This window comes from Sphingomonas sp. Leaf62, assembly GCF_001421915.1.
GTDB lineage: Bacteria > Pseudomonadota > Alphaproteobacteria > Sphingomonadales > Sphingomonadaceae > Sphingomonas.
The window spans coordinates 1-18,895 of sequence record NZ_LMLN01000022.1 but is presented as its reverse complement, the minus strand read 5'-3'; the positions used below and the strand labels follow the sequence as shown (position 1 = coordinate 18,895).

14 protein-coding genes and 1 pseudogene are annotated in these 18,895 nt (G+C 60.2%); 10 read left to right on the top strand and 5 right to left on the bottom strand.

What is annotated here, in order from left to right; all coding sequences use genetic code 11:
• Positions 1 to 259 precede the first annotated feature (259 nt).
• The 6 genes and pseudogenes from ASE91_RS18765 to ASE91_RS09285 form a co-directional block, all read left to right on the top strand.
• Positions 260 to 405 (top strand): annotated as a pseudogene (locus ASE91_RS18765) (IS5 family transposase); the annotation flags it as partial.
• Positions 406 to 797: 392 nt separating this feature from the next.
• On the top strand, positions 798 to 2,228 hold the full coding sequence (locus tag ASE91_RS09305) for a Dyp-type peroxidase (protein ID WP_056001589.1): 1,431 nt from the start codon (positions 798 to 800) through the stop codon (positions 2,226 to 2,228).
• Between the two features lie 259 nt (positions 2,229 to 2,487).
• Positions 2,488 to 3,570 (top strand): hypothetical protein, encoded by a 1,083-nt coding sequence (locus ASE91_RS09300; RefSeq protein ID WP_056625364.1) that lies wholly within the window; start codon positions 2,488 to 2,490, stop codon positions 3,568 to 3,570.
• A gap of 10 nt (positions 3,571 to 3,580) precedes the next feature.
• A complete protein-coding gene (locus tag ASE91_RS09295; RefSeq protein ID WP_056625361.1) occupies positions 3,581 to 3,913 on the top strand; it encodes a hypothetical protein in 333 nt (110 codons plus the stop codon).
• Between the two features lie 36 nt (positions 3,914 to 3,949).
• Positions 3,950 to 5,008 (top strand): DUF2235 domain-containing protein, encoded by a 1,059-nt coding sequence (locus ASE91_RS09290; protein ID WP_056625359.1) that lies wholly within the window; start codon positions 3,950 to 3,952, stop codon positions 5,006 to 5,008.
• A 60-nt stretch (positions 5,009 to 5,068) separates the two neighbouring features.
• Positions 5,069 to 5,653, top strand: coding sequence for a hypothetical protein (locus ASE91_RS09285; protein WP_056001602.1), 585 nt, complete (start codon positions 5,069 to 5,071; stop codon positions 5,651 to 5,653).
• A gap of 154 nt (positions 5,654 to 5,807) precedes the next feature.
• Here ASE91_RS09285 and ASE91_RS09280 read toward each other — a convergent pair whose 3' ends face one another.
• The 4 genes from ASE91_RS09280 to ASE91_RS09265 all read right to left on the bottom strand — a co-directional run bounded on the left by ASE91_RS09280 (position 5,808) and on the right by ASE91_RS09265 (position 11,776).
• Positions 5,808 to 6,047 carry a hypothetical protein gene (locus ASE91_RS09280; RefSeq protein WP_235530396.1) on the bottom strand — a complete coding sequence of 80 codons (240 nt, stop codon included), beginning with the start codon at positions 6,045 to 6,047 and terminating at the stop codon, positions 5,808 to 5,810.
• A 95-nt stretch (positions 6,048 to 6,142) separates the two neighbouring features.
• On the bottom strand, positions 6,143 to 7,702 hold the full coding sequence (locus tag ASE91_RS09275; protein WP_056625353.1) for a sulfatase family protein: 1,560 nt from the start codon (positions 7,700 to 7,702) through the stop codon (positions 6,143 to 6,145).
• A 43-nt stretch (positions 7,703 to 7,745) separates the two neighbouring features.
• The gene (locus ASE91_RS09270) at positions 7,746 to 10,505 is read right to left on the bottom strand and encodes a TonB-dependent receptor (protein ID WP_056625350.1); all 2,760 of its coding nucleotides are present in this window, start codon (positions 10,503 to 10,505) and stop codon (positions 7,746 to 7,748) included.
• Positions 10,506 to 11,005: 500 nt separating this feature from the next.
• The gene (locus ASE91_RS09265; RefSeq protein WP_200911229.1) at positions 11,006 to 11,776 is read right to left on the bottom strand and encodes an alpha/beta hydrolase; all 771 of its coding nucleotides are present in this window, start codon (positions 11,774 to 11,776) and stop codon (positions 11,006 to 11,008) included.
• 45 nt (positions 11,777 to 11,821) lie between these two features.
• Between ASE91_RS09265 and ASE91_RS18760 the strand changes: the two genes are divergently transcribed.
• The 3 genes from ASE91_RS18760 to ASE91_RS09260 all read left to right on the top strand — a co-directional run bounded on the left by ASE91_RS18760 (position 11,822) and on the right by ASE91_RS09260 (position 15,077).
• Positions 11,822 to 12,493, top strand: coding sequence for a hypothetical protein (locus ASE91_RS18760; RefSeq protein ID WP_200911228.1), 672 nt, complete (start codon positions 11,822 to 11,824; stop codon positions 12,491 to 12,493).
• Positions 12,494 to 12,880: 387 nt separating this feature from the next.
• Positions 12,881 to 13,039 (top strand): hypothetical protein, encoded by a 159-nt coding sequence (locus ASE91_RS19310; RefSeq protein WP_156357759.1) that lies wholly within the window; start codon positions 12,881 to 12,883, stop codon positions 13,037 to 13,039.
• Between the two features lie 214 nt (positions 13,040 to 13,253).
• Positions 13,254 to 15,077: a methyl-accepting chemotaxis protein gene (locus ASE91_RS09260; RefSeq protein ID WP_056625347.1), complete on the top strand. Its 1,824-nt coding sequence runs from the start codon at positions 13,254 to 13,256 to the stop codon at positions 15,075 to 15,077.
• 62 nt (positions 15,078 to 15,139) lie between these two features.
• Here the strand turns inward: ASE91_RS09260 and ASE91_RS09255 are convergent, their stop codons facing one another.
• Positions 15,140 to 17,503: a calcium-binding protein gene (locus ASE91_RS09255; RefSeq protein WP_056625344.1), complete on the bottom strand. Its 2,364-nt coding sequence runs from the start codon at positions 17,501 to 17,503 to the stop codon at positions 15,140 to 15,142.
• A gap of 223 nt (positions 17,504 to 17,726) precedes the next feature.
• Here ASE91_RS09255 and ASE91_RS09250 point away from each other — a divergent pair, with 223 nt between their 5' ends.
• Positions 17,727 to 18,761 (top strand): IS110 family transposase, encoded by a 1,035-nt coding sequence (locus ASE91_RS09250; protein WP_056625340.1) that lies wholly within the window; start codon positions 17,727 to 17,729, stop codon positions 18,759 to 18,761.
• Positions 18,762 to 18,895: the final 134 nt, after the last annotated feature.

Below are 18,895 nucleotides of genomic sequence, written 5' to 3'. Positions count from 1 at the left end.
CATCTCCATCCTCCGGTTCCAAAAACACCTTATCTCGGTGTCCACGGAACCGGCAGCAGCTCATCTGGATCACATTAACAAATGTCCGCTTCCGGGCGGTCAGGCTGGCGGGTTGAATGTCGGATTGTGGGTCACGTATTCGTCGCGCTCGTAGTTCGCCTATCGTTCGGTGTTTCGACCTGCGTGTTTAGCGGCGTGAAACGCCTGATCCGCCCGGCTCGGCACCATTTCGGGCGTCTCGCCCGATACTAGCTCGGCGAAGCGCCGCTACCGGCGTTGCGGTCGCATGGAGATCATGTTCGGCAGCCTTAGGGTAAAGGACTGGCGCCGCGTCGCCACCCCCTACGACCGCTGCCCGACCGTTCCTTCTCTGCCGTCGCGCTCGCCGCAACCGTCAACTTCTGACTGTGATCAACGAGACCTGACCCTCGGCTCAGAATCGACTTGTCAAATTAGGGGCTTGTTCACGACCTTCGATCTCGCCGCCAGAATCGATACTTCAAATGAGGTATTATTGATGAACGGGCGATAGATAGTTATACTTCAAACGTAGTATTACAAACTACTTGGAAAAAATGTTTACATCTCGATATTCAAAAGGTAATATAGCGCTATATTGAAGTATATCACACAAAATAGGATCTTCGATGTATGCGCGCGTTTTGTTGCGAGTATAATTCGTATTACGTGATTATCGCAAAATTTCGTGTCTTACAACAAACGTTTGCCCTGTAAAAACCCAAAGTGGTGACCCCACTAACGGGGCGAAGTTAGTTCGCAACTATATTGGGGGTGGTATGACTGTAACGTTGGATAAGCCGATCTCTTGGAAAGCCGCCAGCGGCGACGACGCGTCTATGCTCGACGCCCTCCAGCCGAATATCCTGAAGGCCCATGCGCGCAAAGCCTTCACGGCCTTATTTTTGAAACTGTCTAATCGAGAGCAAGCTCAAAGCTTGCTCGCTGAGCTCGCACGCGACGGCATCGTCGCCGCTTTGATGAAATCAGCCAAGGACCATCTTGCTGAAATAGCGTCGTTCAAGGCAGGGGGGCCCGGCGGCACACCGTACGTCGGGGTCGGCCTCAGCGCGGCAGGTTACGAGGCTTTGGGCATACCCAAGGCGTCGCAACCGGACGACGAAGCGTTTCAGCGCGGCATGACCAGCCATATAACTCAAGAGGAGCTTAAGGACGCGGACGTTGACGGGTGGGACGGGCACTTTCGCCAGATCGTCGATGCCGTAATCCTCGTAGGCGATGCCGATCAGAATGTGCACGACGTCACCGTGAGAAGGGTCAAGATGATGATCGCCGCACATCCGCTACTCGTGTTGCTTGGCGACCAGACGGGTAAGGAACAGCTTAACTTGGTGGGCGAGGGTATCGAGCATTTCGGCTACGTCGATGGGCGTAGTCAGCCACTGTTCTTTAAGGAGGATGTCCAGGCGGAGGAATCTATCGAGGTGTGGGATCCGGCTTTCGGACCCGGACGTGCGATCGTTCCAGACCCTGCGGCGCCTGATCCGTCGGTCCATTTCGGAAGCTATTTCGTATTCCGAAAGCTTGAACAGAACGTCAAACTCTTCAAGCAGCAAGAGAACGTTCTCGCAACCGCGCTCGGTCTGAAGCCGACGGCTCGCGCCTTGGCCGGAGCCATGATCGTAGGCCGCTTCGAAGACGGCAGGCCGGTCGCGCTGCCACCGTGCGGCAGCGATCCGGTACTTAACGACTTTGACTACGCTGCCGACCTGGACGGAGGTAAATGCCCGTTTTTTGGTCACATCCGGAAGATGAATCCGCGCGGCAGTGGCGGCTTCGAGACGCACGAGGACGAACGGCTTCACGTCATGGCACGGCGGGGTCAAACGTATGGCGAACGTTCCGACGACCTGAATGACGAGGATCCCGACAGGAAGCCGACTAGCGGCGTTGGTCTCCTATTCATGGCCTTCAATGCTAACCTTGTCGAGCAATTCGAGTTCGTGCAAAAAAACTGGGCCAACAATGCTGCTTTTCCCCTTCATATCGGATCTCACGCGCCCGGGCTCGACCTGGTCATCGGCCAAGGTAAGCGCCCGTCCATATCGTGTCCGACACTATGGGATGCGAAGCAGGGCATGTCGGAACACTTCAAGTCGGTAGATCCGATTGCGCAGGCAGTGACAATGAAGGGCGGCGAGTACTTTTTTATGCCATCCCTGCCATTTCTTCGGTCGCTTGGAGATTGACTAGCCAGAAAGGTGACTTAATTAAAACTTATCTTACCTGTAAAACACCGCAGGTTCCCCAAAAACTTTCGCTGTAAGGCAGGCTGTAATGCCGATGTTGTACCCGGTATACAAGTTGAACGTATAAGTTTTACGACTGTGATAGGACCGTGTAACATTTAGTAATAGCTGCTGCGAATTGGCGGAATCTAGCATGAAATCAAAAGGGTAGTGTTGCCGAATAACTGGCAGGAGGGGGTGAACATTGTGTTCGTCTTGGATGATCGGGAATCTGCCGGATTGCAGCTTCTTCGGGAAAGCGGGTGCCTGGCGGTCGAGGACGGTGGCGGGGCAGCATGCGTTGGGAGTAGCGCTCGTAGGTGTGATGCTCGCATCATGCGCAACCGCCGATCGCGCAGGGGCCGGGCGCCTGGCAGGAACCGGCGTCGCCGTCTCAACCGCCCTTGTCGAGGAGATAGACGACCGCCGCCGTCGCTTACTGGATGCTGCGGCAGACGACAGCTTTAACTACGCCTACACCGTCATGAGTAAATGCCGTGACGCTGCGGGGCGCCCTGCGGTCACGCGTGCAGGTGCAATGTCTGGGGTGAACCCGGACTGCGATGTCCTTGCCACCGCCGAAGCTCGGCGGAACAGCGCGGTCATACGCCAGGCGGCGCGGCTCGACGGCGTGATGCGGTTGCGTGCCGAAGCAGCAATCGCGCTAAGCGTTGCCTACCGCGCCTTCGCGGCTGAGGCGGCATACGACGCTGAGGGGGACATGGAAGACGCCGTTATCCGCGCAGCGGCCAGCGTGAGCGCGTTCGGTCAGGCCGTAGGCGTCACGCCCTTGGCGCCCGTCGTGGGGAAGGCGGCGCAGCAGATTGGCGGCGCGCTGGCTGACAAAGCTCAACGACGCCGCCTCCTTGTCGCCAGCGATCGGCTCCGCATGATCAGCAACCAGTTGCGACGGTCATTGGAGCGTGAGCGCGATCTACATATCGCCTTAGACAAAATCACAGCCGACCTCGGCGCCGAGACAATACGCAATCTCGTACGCGCCGAGGCGCTCGATCCCGTGCCAGCGCTACGTGATGTGGCGGAGCACGCGGGCGTAGCGGTGGGCGGTGAGGCAGGCGCCAAGGCTGCTTTGGCCCGTGATCCAGCATTAGAGGCGGCGGCCGTTGTGACGACACTAGTGCGGCGTCCAAGCCAACCGCCCGATGCGTTGGCAGCTGCCATCTCTGCCCTCGCCGCGCTGGACCTTCAGCATGCGGCCTATGCCGAGAAGAAACCTGTGTCAGCGGAAGACGCGGCCGCTGCGCTGGCACGGCTCGCCGCCGTCGCCCGGACGACCGGTTAGGAGAAGAGAAATGACGACGCTGGACGCTGTGCTCGACGTAGCGCGCCGCAACTTCGAGGAAGCGCATGCAAGCCTTGATGCGGACTTGGCGGTGGCCGGCACACCAGCTGAGGCTCGCCTCGTCCGTGAAAATCGGGAGCGAGCGCTAGCGGCTTATACCGACCTGATCGGTCGAGAGATGGAGCGCTTTTCCGATGATTGGAACGCACTAGCCGGCCGGGCGGTCAACGCGGCAGCAGCACTGCGGGCGGCTACTGAGCGCGCCGCCGGGCATCCAGAGCGGCTGCGCCTCATGGCCGACGTGACCGCGTCGCTGGGCGATATTGTGAAAGGTTTCGGCTGAAGAGCTTGCGGGAATGTAGCCGAGGGGGATGGGAAGATGCCCAAGACGCTGGTGATCTGCTGCGACGGTACGTGGAACACGCCCGATCAGAAGGGAGCCCCGACTAACGTCACTAAGATGGTTCGGGCAGTGTTGACGCGATCTCGGAATGGGGATCCGCAGACGGTGTACTACGACAAGGGCGTGGGGACGGGGAACGGTCTGGACCGGTTCCTGGGCGGCACGATTGGGCTTGGTTTGGGGAGTAACGTGCAGGAAGCCTACAGCTTTCTGGCGGTCAACTACGAACCAGGCGACCGCATCGTGATGTTCGGCTTCTCGCGAGGCGCCTATACCGTGCGCAGCTTGGCAGGCATGGTGAACCTAGCGGGTGTGCTGCACAAAGGTGATCTCGACCGACTGGAGGATGTCTGGAACTACTACCGGACCAAGCCGGACGAGCGGCACCCGGATGCACTGAAAGATATCGTGCGGCTTGCGGATCGGCAGCCTGGTGTTGATCTGCTCGGAGTATGGGACACGGTAGGATCGCTAGGTATCCCAGGTAATCTGCTCGGCCGCGTCGGCCGCCGCCGATACGAATTCCACGACGTCACACTGGGTCGAAAGACTAGGCGCGCCTATCAAGCTCTTGCGATCGACGAGCGTCGGCGTAACTTCCTACCTGCAATATGGGACAGCAGCGAGATCGGGCCAGACCAGGACGTGGACCAAGTCTGGTTCGCTGGCGCTCATTCAAATATCGGCGGCGGCTATCCCGATCCTGTTCTATCCGACCAAGCCTTCCTGTGGATGGTGGATAAGGCCAAGCCGCTTCTCGACTTCGACGAGGACTATCTGGAACGGCGCGTACGCAAGCTGCGAGAGGAGAACGCAGAAGGGGCGCTCATTGATTCTATCAAGGGCGTCTGGAAGCTTCTCGGCAGGACGCTACGGCCGATCGGGCAGGACCGGACGGAAGGCGTGCATCCTAGCGCGCTGGTGCGTCTGAGGACCAGTGGGACGTATGCCAAGCACGAGCAGCCGTTCGAACCTTATCCATACAAACCAGCCAATCTGTTGGCATACCTCAAGTTGCGGGGGATAGGATTATGAGGTCCCGTCCGCGCTCGGCAATGCCCGGTGACACATCCGCCGTAAATAGAAGGCCGTATTGTGGCGAATGACGATGAGCGCGTCGGTGATGATCTCCGCTTTTGGGAATACATGGCGTTCATCGCCTACCTTATCGGTCTCATCGCGATTGGGATATTCGCTTGGGGGAACGATAGCGAGAATAGCTTGCGCATCTTCGGTGTCCTCTGGCTAGTGGGCACGGCGGCTTGGCTGGCCGGCACCGTGCTGGGGTTCCTGTTCGGCGTCCCGAGGGTTCGTGCGGGCGAAACCACCACCGACGTTGCAGCCAGCACCTCCGTTGTACCCAATACCAACCTGGAACAGATATCGGACTGGCTGACAAAGATCATTGTTGGCGCCACGCTGGTCCAGCTTGGACCGTTGGCCGATGCTGCGGCGCGCTTGGCTGTGGGCATCGGCAACACATTGGAACCAGCTGGGAAGTTGCCCGATGGACCCGCGGCCGCCGGCGCTGTGCTAGTCCTCTATTTCGCGGCCGGGTTCGTTTGGGGATATCTGTGGTGCAGCCTTCGCGTGTTCCGCGAGATGCAGGCGCTGGTGCAGCGCGAGCGCGGGGTACGTAATATCGAGGCGTCCGCAGTTGATGCCCAAGACCAAGCATAAGGAAAGATCACGAGCCTCTGCTGAAAGTCCGTTTGACAATGCTCAGGGATGGACGATCCGGCGGAGCATGAGGCTGCCGAGACCCACCTGGATCACGGTCTCGGAGACTTCGAGGCGCTGATCGTAATCATGAACAAGGCGTCTATCTGGTTATTCATCCTAAGGTGCGCTCGACGACCCAGCGCCGAGGCAGGACCTTGGAGCGGGGATCCTTGTCGGTGCGGCGGATGATTTCCGGCGCGAAGTCGCGATACGCAGCGGCGTCTATGAGACGGGAGAGGTCATAGGCACTGGCGGCGAACAGATGCTTGAGCCAAGTCCATCGCCTCCGAATGGTCGCTAAGATCGCTTGAGCGTCGAAACGCCTTGTAGTCTGCGAGCGTATCAGGCCCATGAACAAGCGTCCGCTTTTGGTCACCGCTAATGGCGACCTGAGCGACCGCATTTGGGTCGTCCTACACGAATACGCAGTTTCTGCGCGCTCGAAGATCATCGCGATCTGCGAGCCGGCGGTTGGAAAAAGCTTGGCGGAAACGGAGCCTGCCCCGCCGCGCTTGATTTGCGCAGGTTCGCGCGATAGCCGGCATCGGCACTCAGCGGAATTTGCATACCGTCGGTCTGTTCCAGCAGCGTGAACAGTTTACCGCTCAACCGCTCCGCCAATTCCTCATGCCCCGGACGCGCCAGCAGGTTGTCGTTCTCATGGGGGTCGGCGGCAAGGTCGTACAGTTCGTCGAGGTCCCAAATGCCGTGGAAGTGCATGTACTTGTACCGGTCCTCACGGATCGCATGGACGGTCGGCGTTTGTGGGAAATTGCGTTCCCAGTAATATTCGTAGAGCAATTCCCTGCGCCACGGTGCCGTCTTGTCACGCGCGATCGGTAGCATATTGGACCCCGCCATATGGGCGGGCGATTGCAACCCGGCCGCTGCGAGCATCGTCGGGGCGATGTCGATGTTGGCGACCACAGCATCAACCTGGCTGCCCGGGGCGAACAGCGACGGACAGCGCGCGAGCATAGGCACGCGCATCGATTCCTCATACGCCGCCCGCTTGTCGATCAGCCCGTGTTCGCCGAACATGAATCCGTTGTCGCCCATGTACAGGATCAGCGTGTCATCGAGTTCGCCGCGCTGTTCCAGCAGATCGAGGATGCGGCCAAGGCCCTCGTCGACCGCCAGCAGTGTCTCCATATAGCGCTTGTAATAGTCGGCGATGTCGAGATTGCCGTGATACGCATAGTCGACACCATGCCAGCTGTTGCGCTGGTTCTCGACCCACATCGGCCGGCCGGGCACGCCCTTGCGCATGTTGTCCGGATATCGGAACGTCTCGTTCGCGTAGCGGCCCTTGTGGCGTTCGGCGGGGATGAATTCTGAATGCACCGCCTTGTGCGCGAGATGCATCATCCAGGGGCGGTTGGTGTCGCGCTGCTTGATCCAGTCGATCGCGTAATCGGTCAATTCGTCGGTGATATAGCCCTTCTGCAGCACCCGCCGTCCGTCGACGTTCAATCCGTCGGCGCTCGGCAAATAGCTCCCTTGGCCCTTGAAGCTGACCCAGTGATCAAAACCCGGCTGCGGCTCGTCCCCGGTATCACCCATGTGCCATTTGCCGATGAACGCGGTGTCGTATCCGGCCTGCTGCAGATACTCGGGATAGTAAATCAGCCCCGGCGGGATCGGGTGGTTGTTGTCAACTACCTTGTGCTGGTGCGCATACAGCCCGGTGAGGATCGACGCGCGACTGGGCGAGCAAAGTGCGGTCGTCACGAACGCGTTGCGGAAATGCGCGCCTTCCCGCGCGAGGCGGTCCAGCGTCGGCGTCTCGCCGAACGACTGCGCCTTCATGAAGCCCATCGCGTCATAGCGATGGTCGTCGGTTAGGACGAACAGGATGTTTTTGGGCTTGGCAGTGCCCTGCCGCGGCAGGCGCAGGGTGCGCTTGGCCGGCTGCCTCGCGGTTGTTCCCGCTGCCCAGCTGTACAAGCCGAAGGCGCCGCCCGTTCCGGCGAGCAGGACGCCGCGGCGATCGACGGTATTGGCCATGATGGTTCCTTTTCGAGACCGTGCACGCTGTTGCGTGAAAGGGTTACAGGCTGAGGCGCAGTCCGCCGAACACGCGGCGACCGGCATCGAGATAATTGGCGGGCAGGCCGGTCGTGAACTCGACGATCTCGTCGCGATCGAGCAGGTTGACCGCTTCGAGCACGAGCGACGCCTCCGGCGCGATCTTGACGCTGATGCTGGCATCGAGCGTGCCGAACGCGCGGTTCTCGCGCCCTTGGGCCGGGGCGACAGCGGCCGCCGCCAGAAAGCTGCTCCGCCACGAATAGGAAACACGCGCAGCGACCGGTCCTTTCTCGTAATAGCCGATCAGGTTATAATTATGCTTCGACGCGGCGGTGAGCTGCGTCGGATCGCTATTGTCGATGAAGGTGTAGTTGGCGATCGTCCCCAAACCGTCGAACGGGGCGGGGAGGCTGGTGAACGCCTGTTGGAAATACAGCTCGACGCCCTTCAGATCGACTCCGGATCCGTTGACGAGCTGGCTGACGGTGAAGTCGGTCTGTACCCGGGTTGTCCCGGTCGTCCGGATATAGGCGATGGGTAGCGACTGGACCGTGATTTCTCGCCGGATCAGGCTTTCTAGATTCTTGTAGAAGAAGGATGCGCCAACCAGTGCATCGCGAGCGAAATAATACTCGATCGTCGCGTCGAGATTGTTCGATCGGAACGGGTCGAGATAGGGGTTGTTGCGAGTGATCGTCAGGGCGTTGCCATTGGCGGTCGTCGTCGGCGAAATATCGCCGAGGTTGGGCCGGGCAATCGTCCGCGATGCCGAGAAGCGGACCTGCAGTTCGTCGGTCGCTTCATATTTCAGGTTCAGGCTGGGCAGATAGTCCCAGTAGCGCCGCGATACCTGTAGCGGCGCGGCGGCGGGAACGCGCGTCGTCATTCCGGTTTCGACCTCGACCGAAATGCCGTTCAGATCGGGGCTGACGCCGGTCGTCGTCTGACTGGTACGGACCGCACGCAACCCAATATTGCCGGTAAGACGCCCGAACGCGATATCCCCGCGACCGTAGAAGGCGAGCAGCTGTTCCTCGACATCGAGGATGCCGGTGGCATCGTTGGTGTAGGTGCCGGCGGCAATCAACTGCGCCGGGCTGAAGCGGCTGACGAAGCTGCGCGCATCGGACCCCAGCCAGCGGGTGGGGAAGCTGGCGTCGCCGTCATAACTGCCGAGAAACTCGCCGGATCCGGGTGCGATCGGTATCATGAACGGCGCAGCGCTGAACGAACCCGGCAGGGGGCCTGCCGGGAGGCCGCCATAGAGGCGCGACACGCCGGCAGCGGCGATCGTCAGCACCTTGTTGTCGGCATAGATCGCCCGATCGGTCGCCTTGGCACCCAGCAGGAGCGCGGTTAGCCCATGTTCGCCAAGATCGCGCCGGACGTCGATCTTCACGTCGCGCAGACGGTCGCTCGTCACCCGGTCAAGCTCGCCGTTCAAACTGAGCAGGCGAAAGCTGTTGGGGTTCAGTCGACGCGTGTCGAGATCGCCGAGATAGGTAATGCTCGGCACGACGTCGCCGGGCTGCGCGACGATGCGCGCCGTGCCGTTGATGCTGTCCGCGATATTAAGCGTGTTGCGGGTCTGACGTGATTTTTGCGCCGATCCCTCGACCAGGACGTGCCATCCGCCGTTGTCGAACTTGAACCCGCCAACCAGCGAGCGGATGTAACCGCTGCGATCCTGATAGCGCCCGCCGTCGCGCAGATCGAGGTTACTGACCGTGAAGTCGGTTGCGGTATCGACGCCGTCGAGGACTTCGCTGCGCGACGCCACCACACCACCCGATCCGGCGAAATTATGAAAATTCTCCTGGCGCACGGCATCGACGTCGACACGGGTGTACAGGCCGTCGACATAAACTTCGAACCGGTCGTCGGGGCGGAATTGCAGTGAGGCGATCCCGCTCAGGCGGCGATTGTCCTCGGTGAACATGTCCTGGATCACAACGCCAGGTATGCGGACGAGCTGCGTCGGATCGATCCGCCCGTCACCGTTCAGATCGTCGGCACCTCCACCTACCGGTACGCCCTGACCTTCGGTCACCGTGTTCCAACCGGTCTCGATCTGATGCGTCTGCGGCCGCCGCTGCGTGTAGGACGCACCAATGGTGACGCCGAGCCGGTCGTCGAAGAACCGGTCGGCGAACAGTGCCGACACGCGGGGTGCAGCCTTGCCCGAGTTGCTTTCATATTCGGCCTGCGCCGCAACCGTCACGATCCGGCGACCAAGGTCCAGTGCGCGTGGGGTGCGGATGTTGACGGTGCCCGACAGCCCACCATCCTCCAGATCGGGGGTAGGGGACTTGTAGACCTCCAGGGTGCGGACGAATTCGGGCGGCAGCGTCGAGAAGTCGAACGATCGCGAGAAGCCGGTGAACAGGTCGTTGATTGCGTTCGGAACAGCCCGCCCGTTCAGTGTCACGAGCGTGAACGTGTCGGGCAGACCGCGGATGTTGACGCTACGCCCTTCGCCACGGGTCCGGTTGATCTGAACGCCAGAGATGCGCTGGACCGATTCCGCAACATTCACGTCGGGATAGCGACCGATGTCGTCGGCACTGATCACGTCGACGATGCTAGGTGCGTTGCGCTTGATCCGTACCGCTTGTTCGATGCCACCACGGATGCCGGTGACGACGATATCCTGTTCGCCTTGCTCTGCCGCTGGGGACGGACGGGATGCTTCCCCCGCGTCACTCGGCGCAGTTTGCGCATATGCGCCGCCGCTCGTGGCGAGAGCCAGCCACAAGGACGTCCCAGCCAACATATTCATTCGAAAGCCCATTTCACCCCCATTTTTCGTTGGCGGCGTTTATCCTATCGGTCGAATGGGGATTCCAGCAAGCTTTGCTTTCGACAGGGTGCGTTGCTCGTTTACCAGAGTGGCCGGGGCAGCGCTCCGGCCAGGAAGTATTCGGCTGATCCCCTCAACAGCGTTTTCAGAACCATCCGCCGCACTATTCCAATATCGACGAGATGAACGAATGGCGGAAGTTGGGAAGCTGAGGAGTGGCTACGAATGACCGCATTTGGGTCTATGCCGTAGCCTTCGAGAGGATAGCTAAATGGCATTAGGGCAGGGCAAGTCGAAGGTGGCTTGAAACGTTCCCGATCACGGATGTTGGTCCCGCCATATCCATTCGAGGGCACCGGGCAGCGTCGCTCCACCGTCGGCATCCGAATGTTCTCCATCGGTCCATACGTATCGGACGTCGTAGCGCGGTCCGCCGCGTCGGAGGCTGTCGGCCTGGCGGTTCGACCATTCGAACGCCTTCACCATTTGCTGGTTGGCCAGAAACCAGTTGCCATGTTCGTTGTCGAGATCGTTCCGGCCGTCCTGCAGGAAAATGCGGAGCGGGCGGATCGGCGATTTGCGGACAAACCAGGATAGATATCGCCACCAAAAGCGGTCGGAACGCCATTGCCATCCAGACGCAGGCCGATCGACGTGTAACTGCCAATAAAGCTGAGCACGTTGGCGAAGGCCTCCGGATGCCGCCAAGCAACCGTCCATGATGCGATCGCCCCGCTCGATGTGCCGCCGATGGCGCGGCGTTTCGGGTCCATCGTAAAGTGCCACCGACGTGCAACCGTCGGCAGGAGTTCGTCCAGCGTCATGCGAGCATAGCTGTCGGTAATCGCATCATACTCTTCGACACGATGATCGGGATTTCCCGAGCCCAGCGTATCGGGATAGCGTAGCGCCCGGTGACCCGGCGTGACGAATATGCCCAATGTCGCAGGGATCGCACGACGGCGAATAAGTGCGTCGAGGACGGCAGGAACGCGCAGCGACCCGTCCGGATTTACCGCACGCTGCCCATCCTGAAACAATAACAGATTCGGCGGCCGCTTCGGATCATATCCTTCAGGAACGTAAACCCAGTAGCGGCGCACCGTGCCGGGATAGATGCGCGAGTGCAGTTCGAACGGCCCTTCGAGCCTTGCGGGCTGAACAACGCGACCGGGAGGAACACTGGCGATCGTGTCGCTATCGACCATGACTGCAGTTGCCAGCAATACCGCCCATAAGATCGCGCGCATGGTCCGTTTCCCTCAAGCTCAAGCCGACGCTACCAAGCTGGCGAAATGGGTAAAGTCGGATTGAACCGCCGAGGCCGCCAACGTGTTGGTCTTGCGAAATATACCTCCTGGCAGCAAAAGCTTAAGGTGTTCCGTACACCGATCGGATTTCACGATGCTTATGTTGCCGCCCCCAGCCAGAAGGCGGCGTTAGAAGCATGGGGAAGCAATGCAGACCTGTTCGCACACGGCGTAGCTGAGGTCGTCACTGACGAGGATTTGATGATCGAACCCCTTGCCAACCCTGGCCAAGTGATCCGCCAGGTCAGGGGGAGCGAAGCCGAACATCTGGCGGCAACGGATCGCCCAAGGCGACGCAAATCCAGACCAGCGAGGGCGTCGGAGCCGGATAGGCGGCCGGGCAGCGCTTCGGGGTCGCTGCGTCGTAGCGGACGGGTGCCGACAAAGGCTCGCGAGCGACTATTGCCTCGACCATCTCGGGATAAGCTGGAAGCCGCGGAGAGCGCTTTGGCCGAGTTGAAAGATTGCCAGCAACACGAGCGCGACCAATTACGCGTGCAGGAAGCGGAAATCGACCGGCAGCGTCGGGAGCTCGAACGCAAGCGGCAGGAAATGGAACGGTCTCACGACGTTGCGCTGCAAGAAGCTGACGCGGTCCTAGAAGACGAGCGCAGGCGTCACGCCCGTGCGCTGGACCTATGGCTTTCCAAACAATGATCATACGGTGTTCGAAGGGGGGCAGGCAGGTAATTAATAGATTGCGTACTCGGACCAAACGACGGTTTTGACAGCTAGACGGTATTGAGCTCGAGCCAAAGTCGAGCTGCGACTTCCGTGCCGCTAATTGCATCTGGCCGAAGTCATCCTTGCCTGCAAAGATCGTCATGAAGAAACGCCGGGCGGCAACGAGGCATTCTTCGCCGGCGATTACGGCGCTGGAGTGCTGCGGGCGCAGGCCCTGTCGGTTATCGATCCGATCGGTGACTTAGCGCGTGCTCGTGAACTGGTGAAGGCGCCAGAGACCCGCATGGTCATCTTCATTAGAAACGTCGCGGCAAACGGGGCGCCCGGCGTTCTCGCGGCACTGACGGACCGCGGATTGCCGTGTCTGACACTGACGATGACGGGCACGTCCATGCCACCGAACGGTATGGGCCGATCCTGCTTCAACCCTTCACCGCGTTCCAGGTCGCGCGATGGGTGCTCAAACAATTGCTGCGCTGGACCAACCTGTATGAACGTCCGCAGTTGGGAAGCGGCTGAGGGAACTTGAACGTCCGTTTCTGGGTCGTCCTCACGAGAGCGGCAGAGCTCAACCGCTCAGCTGCACGAGGGATTGGCTTGGATAACGTCCAACTTTATCCTTCCCGATCGTGTACTTTAAAGAGTTATCAATGCGCGTTATATTATACACGATCTAGTGATTATAACGCTGTTAACGCAGTTCTCGTATGCTTCCGCTTCGAATGGAAGGCGTATGACACTGCACAATATTTCGATACCCCGTAAGCTGGCGTTTGCTTTTGCATCGCTTATTGCAACGTTCACGATCGTAAGCATCGTGGTGTTTGCAAACGTTCGCACGCTGCAACAAGTGGCAGTCACGCGCGATGAGGCGAGGCTTGCCTCGGAATATGCCGGCGACATGCTGGGTGGCGTGGTTGAAGGGCAGAGCGCGGTACGGGGATACGTCCTGTTGGGTAAAAACGCGTTCCTCGATACTTATCGAGAGAACACGATGTTGATCCAGACAGCATCCGTACAGTTCGCTCGGTACGCCGATCGACCGGATCAGAAAGCTCGTCTCGCGGAATTTACTGATGCAGTAGCCGCATGGCAGCAGGACAAGGTTCGACCAACGATTGCCGCATTCGCCGACCCCGCAACGCGAGGCCAGGCGCGCGCTCTCGCCGGCGCCAAGCAGCTCGGTGCCATGCGTAAGGCACATGAGGAGATCCAAGCTGCACAATCGGCGTGGATCGCTCGGCAGGACGCCGCCAAGCGGCAGGCCGAACGCTTCGTCACCTGGACGCTCGCGCTCGGGGGAGCGCTCGCCGTAGCATTGGCGGGACTGATGGGTTGGCTGCTCTCGCGTTCCATTGCCCGACCCGTCGTTGATATTGCGCTGGTGATGGAGGCACTGGCCCGGGGAGATAACGACGTCAGCATGCCCGACGCCGATCGCCGTGACGAGATCGGTAAGATCGGCAGAGCAGTCGTGGTGTTCCGCGACGCAGCGTTACGAAAAATTCGAGCTGATCGCGAACAGCAAGCTGTAGTGGCGGAGGTCGGCGGAGGACTTGCGCGCCTTGCCAATGCCGATTTGGCAACGCGTCTGACGAACTTGCCCGCAGGGTACGCCGCGCTGGAACAGGACTTCAATGCGGCTATGGAATCGATGTCGCGGGTGATGGGGACGGTCACGCACGCTGCAGATGGTATCAATGGCAGTGCCGAAGACATCCGCGCAGCTTCCGACGATCTGTCGCGACGTACCGAACAGCAGGCGGCGAGTCTCGAACAAACGGCGGCGGCGATGGAGGAGATCACCAGTACCGTTCGCGAAACCGCACGGAGTGCGGCGGTGGCGAACGATACCGTCAAGGCGACCCGCGTTGAAACCGAACAGTCCGCGAAGGTGGTTGAGCGTGCGGTTGTCGCCATGGGCGGAATTGAACGAGCCTCTGGGGAGATCGGAGAGATAATTGGTGTAATCGATGCCATCGCATTCCAGACCAACCTGCTGGCATTGAACGCCGGCGTGGAAGCCGCGCGGGCAGGCGACGCGGGTAAGGGATTTGCCGTCGTGGCCAGTGAGGTCCGGGCCTTGGCACAGCGTTCAGCCGACGCGGCCCGTGACGTCAAGGGCCGCATCACGTCAGCAACCGAGCAGGTTGATACCGGAGTCGCCCTTGTAAACGAGGCCGGGACTGCCCTGGTTCGGATCAACGCCCGGGTGAACGAAATCAGCGAGCTGGTCCGCCAGATCGCAACCGCCGCAGAACAGCAGGCAGTCGGGTTGCAGCAGGTCAGCACCGCAGTGGGGGAGATGGATAGTGTGACGCAGCAGAACGCTGCTATGGTCGAACAAGCGACCGCTGCCGCACGTAGTTTGGCCGATCAGGCTAATGCCCTTGCAGGACAGGTCGCTCAGTTCAAACTGAGCCAGAGCGCGCCGGACGTTTCCCGCAGGCCCGAAAACCCGGTTCATCGGCTCCAGCGAAGGATAGTATCCCCGGACCGACGGTCGGTCGCCGCAGGTCGCGCAACTGCCGTAGCAGAAGATTGGTCAGAATTTTAGACATGCAATAGCGGACCTTGCTTACGATTTCATTGTACGAGGCAAGGTCCGCCTTCCACATCTCATATCAAGGCGTCGGCCTCAGCGACGCCAACGCTGGAACCCGCCCGGCTGTAAACATAGTAAGTAATGTTGTCGGCGACAAAACTGCCGTCATACTCCAGACTGGTTACTCGGGTACCAGCGTCGGAAGTGATGACAGCCTGCCCACCACCAGTAAAGTCGAGGTCGCGGTCGGAACCGAAGCCGATGACGCCGTTGCCGTCCCGGTCGGCCAGCTTCAGCGTCGTTACCAGTAGATCATCGGCGCCAAAATCCTTGATCCTGTCATTGCCGAGAATTGCACCGGCGAACAGGAAGACGTCACTGCCGCTGCCACCGGAGAGAACGTCATTACCCTGACCACCTTCCAGCAGATCTCGTCCGGTAAGCCCGGTAAGTGTATCGGCGCCTGCGAAACCGCGGAGGATATCGTTGCCGGCTGTGCCGTTCAGAACGTCGGCCCCGTCCGTGCCGGCCCGATCGTCACTACGCAGGCTGATTTGAACGACGGTGCTGTCGGTCCCGGTGTCGAACAGCTGACCGGTCGCGGTGATCCGGATCGCGATCGTCTCGTCAGCTTCGACAAGCCCATCATCGAGGATCGCTACGGAGCCCAGATTAAAGCGATAGTCGCCGGCCGGCGATTGGGTGATCGAGAAGCTACCGGAGAAAGTGCCGACGCTCACGTCGCTGCCGTTGGTTGCGGAGGACATGTCGGTGACGAAGCTCATCGACACAAAGGTGTTGAGGCTGGTCACGTTCTTGAACGTCAACCCGATCGTGAGCGTTTGATCGATGCCCTCGGTGACGACTTGGGGAGTGGTAACGACGGCGGTTGCAAGATCGGCACCGTTGACGACTGTCGGTGCGTAGCCACCGAAGTTTTCAGCGGTAAGCAACAGGGCGTCGACGTTCTCCAAACGCCCGATGGTTTGGAAGCTACTAAACCGACCGGCCGCACCGTCACGATCGATCTGGAACAGCGTGTCCTTGCCAGCTTGAAGCAGTCGCAGATAGCCGCTGCTATCGAACGGGTTCGATCCGTCCCAACCCTGGAAGCCGAAGGTGAAGTTCGTGCTGATATCGACGACATCGCCGTCCGCACCCGCCGTGAAGTCGGCAATCGTGGGAATGGCGTTCTGCGGTGCAAAGCTCGCGAACTCAACGCGATCGCGTCCGCTACCCAGCGTTGCCCGTACCGCCTGTCCGTTCCCCAGAATGAGCCGGTCGGCACCCTCACCAAGATCGATCGAACCGGTGCCGGGACTGAAGACGTAGTAGGAAACGACGTCGTCTCCTGCGCCGCCTTCGATCCGGATCGTTTCGGCAGTTCCATTAGACGAATGCGACACGAAAATGGAATCGTTGCCTGCACCACCACGTATCGTGTCCGACCCGCCTGTGTCGCTGATCGTGTCATCACCGTCGCCACCATCGATTACGTCGTTACCGAAGCCGCCCTGAATGGTGTCGCTATCGGCGCCGCCATCGATGATGTCATTGCCATTGCGACCGTCGATCTGATCGCGACCGGCAAATCCGCTGATGACGTCAGCACCGACCGTACCAGTCAGGGTATCAAAGTTGTCCGTGCCGGTTATGGTCCTGCCAACGACCGCCGTGCCTGACGGTGCATACCCGCCGAAGTTTGCGGCAGTGAACGCCTCGACCAAACTATTCTCGAAGCGTACCAGCGTCACGAAGCTGGACATAGAGCCATTAGGTCCGTCGCGATCTGCTTCCAACAGGACCGTCGTGCCCGCCTGAACCAACCGTAGAAAGCCTGCCGAACCAAACGGATTGGAGCCATCCCAATTGATCGTCGTCCGGGCGACATACTCGCTCAGTTCGAAAATATCGCCGGCATCGCCGGTCTGGAAATCGGTAATGACAGGCGCAGTCCCGATCGAAGTGTACGGTTGCAGAACAATCGTATCGCGGCCGGCACCGGTGGTGATCGTCAGCAAGGCGTTGGATACGGTTCCGAACGACAGCCGATCGGCGCCGTCGCCAAGATCGATCGTCGCCGTTCCCTTGGCGGAACTGTTGAAATCGACCCGGTCATCGCCAGTCCCGGCGTCGATGACGATCGTCTCGGTCAATCCCGTCGCGCCAAAATGGCTGACGTTGATCGTATCGGCACCGGATCCACCACGCAGGATGTCCGACCCGCTGGTAAAATCATTGACGAAGTCGTTGCCGTCTCCACCATCGATAATGTCGTCACCGGCACCACCCTCAAGCGAGTCTCCATCGTCGCCGCCGTTGATTATGTCGTTGCCGCCGCGTCCGTTGATGATGTCAAAGCCGGCATAGCCATTGATGACGTCGTCCCCGTCCGTGCCCGATAGCGTTTCAGACGCAGCAGTGCCGTCGATCTGCATAATTTCCTCCCCCTGAATTCAGCGGGTTATGGAAGCCAACCTTGGCACGCGCAAGCGAGCGTACGATCGGGTCGCGTAGGGAGTTCGAGCGCCTCGCGGTAGCTGCGAGGGTCGGTCGCCTTAGCAAACTGAACGAATGGGGTGGATGGCTCCCGCTCACGGCATCGAGGTGCCATGGTGTGAAGGCTATCAGGCATTCACGAGCATATGGGAGCCACCCGTCATGGAGATTAGCACGATCGGCCTTGATCTGGCCAAGAACGTTTTCCAAGTTCACGGTATCGATGCGGACGGCAACGTGGTTGTCAGAAGGACGCTGCGTCGCGCGCAGCTTCTACCCTTCTTTGCAAGTTTGCCACCTTGTCTTGTCGGCATGGAGGCGTGCGGCACGGCGCATCATTGGGCTCGCGAGCTGATCAAGCTTGGCCACGATATCCGACAGATGCCGGCAGCGTATGTCAAACCCTATGTGAAGCGCGGCAAGACCGACGCAGCTGATGCGGAAGCGATCTGCGAGGCAGTGACGCGTCCGACGATGCGGTTTGTGCCGGTGAAGTCGCCGGAGCAGCAAGCAGCCTTGTCAATGCATCGGGCGCGCGACCTGCTGGTCAAGCAACGGACGCAGCTCGTCAACATGGTGCGGGCACTGCTTGCCGAGTTCGGCATCAACATTCCTCAAGGCATTCGTCTGGCGTTGGAGATGGCGCGCAAGATCATTGACGGCGAGGCGCCTCCCGTGCCGAGGGAAGCGGCAAAGATCGCTGGAAGATTGTCGCAACAGGCGCTCGATACCCATGCGCAGCTTCGGGAGATCGATCTGGATCTCCTCGCCTGGCAGCGGACAAACGACACAGCCCGTCGCCTCATGTCGATCCCTGGCATCGGTCCGATCGGGGCAACAGCGTTAGCCGCGTCGGTCACCGACGCGAGCCAGTTCCGCTCAGGGCGGGAGTTCGCCGCCTGGTTAGGCCTGACGCCGCGGCAGCATTCGAGTGGCGGCAAAGAGAGGTTTGGGCGGATCTCCAAGATGGGCGACAAGTATCTGCGTACGCTACTCGTCGTCGGAATGACGTCGCTGATCAAAGGCGTGAAGCGAAAGCCGGAGACCGCCGATCCGCGGCTCGTGGCTTTGCTCGCGCGCAAGCCTGTACGGGTGGCCACTGTCGCGATGGCGAACCACACCGCTCGGGTGGCCTGGGCCATCATGGCGCGAGGCGAAACATACCGGGCCGGGCACCAGCCCAGGCTGGCGGCTTGATGATTTAGCTGGCTCAAACAAAGGAGATCAGCTTCACGAGGTTGCGAGAGCGATGCGATGTGATGGCGAACCGGTCAGACCGGGAGCAGGGACAACCCAGCGGACGTTCAAGGCGTCATAGCCTGTTGAACGAA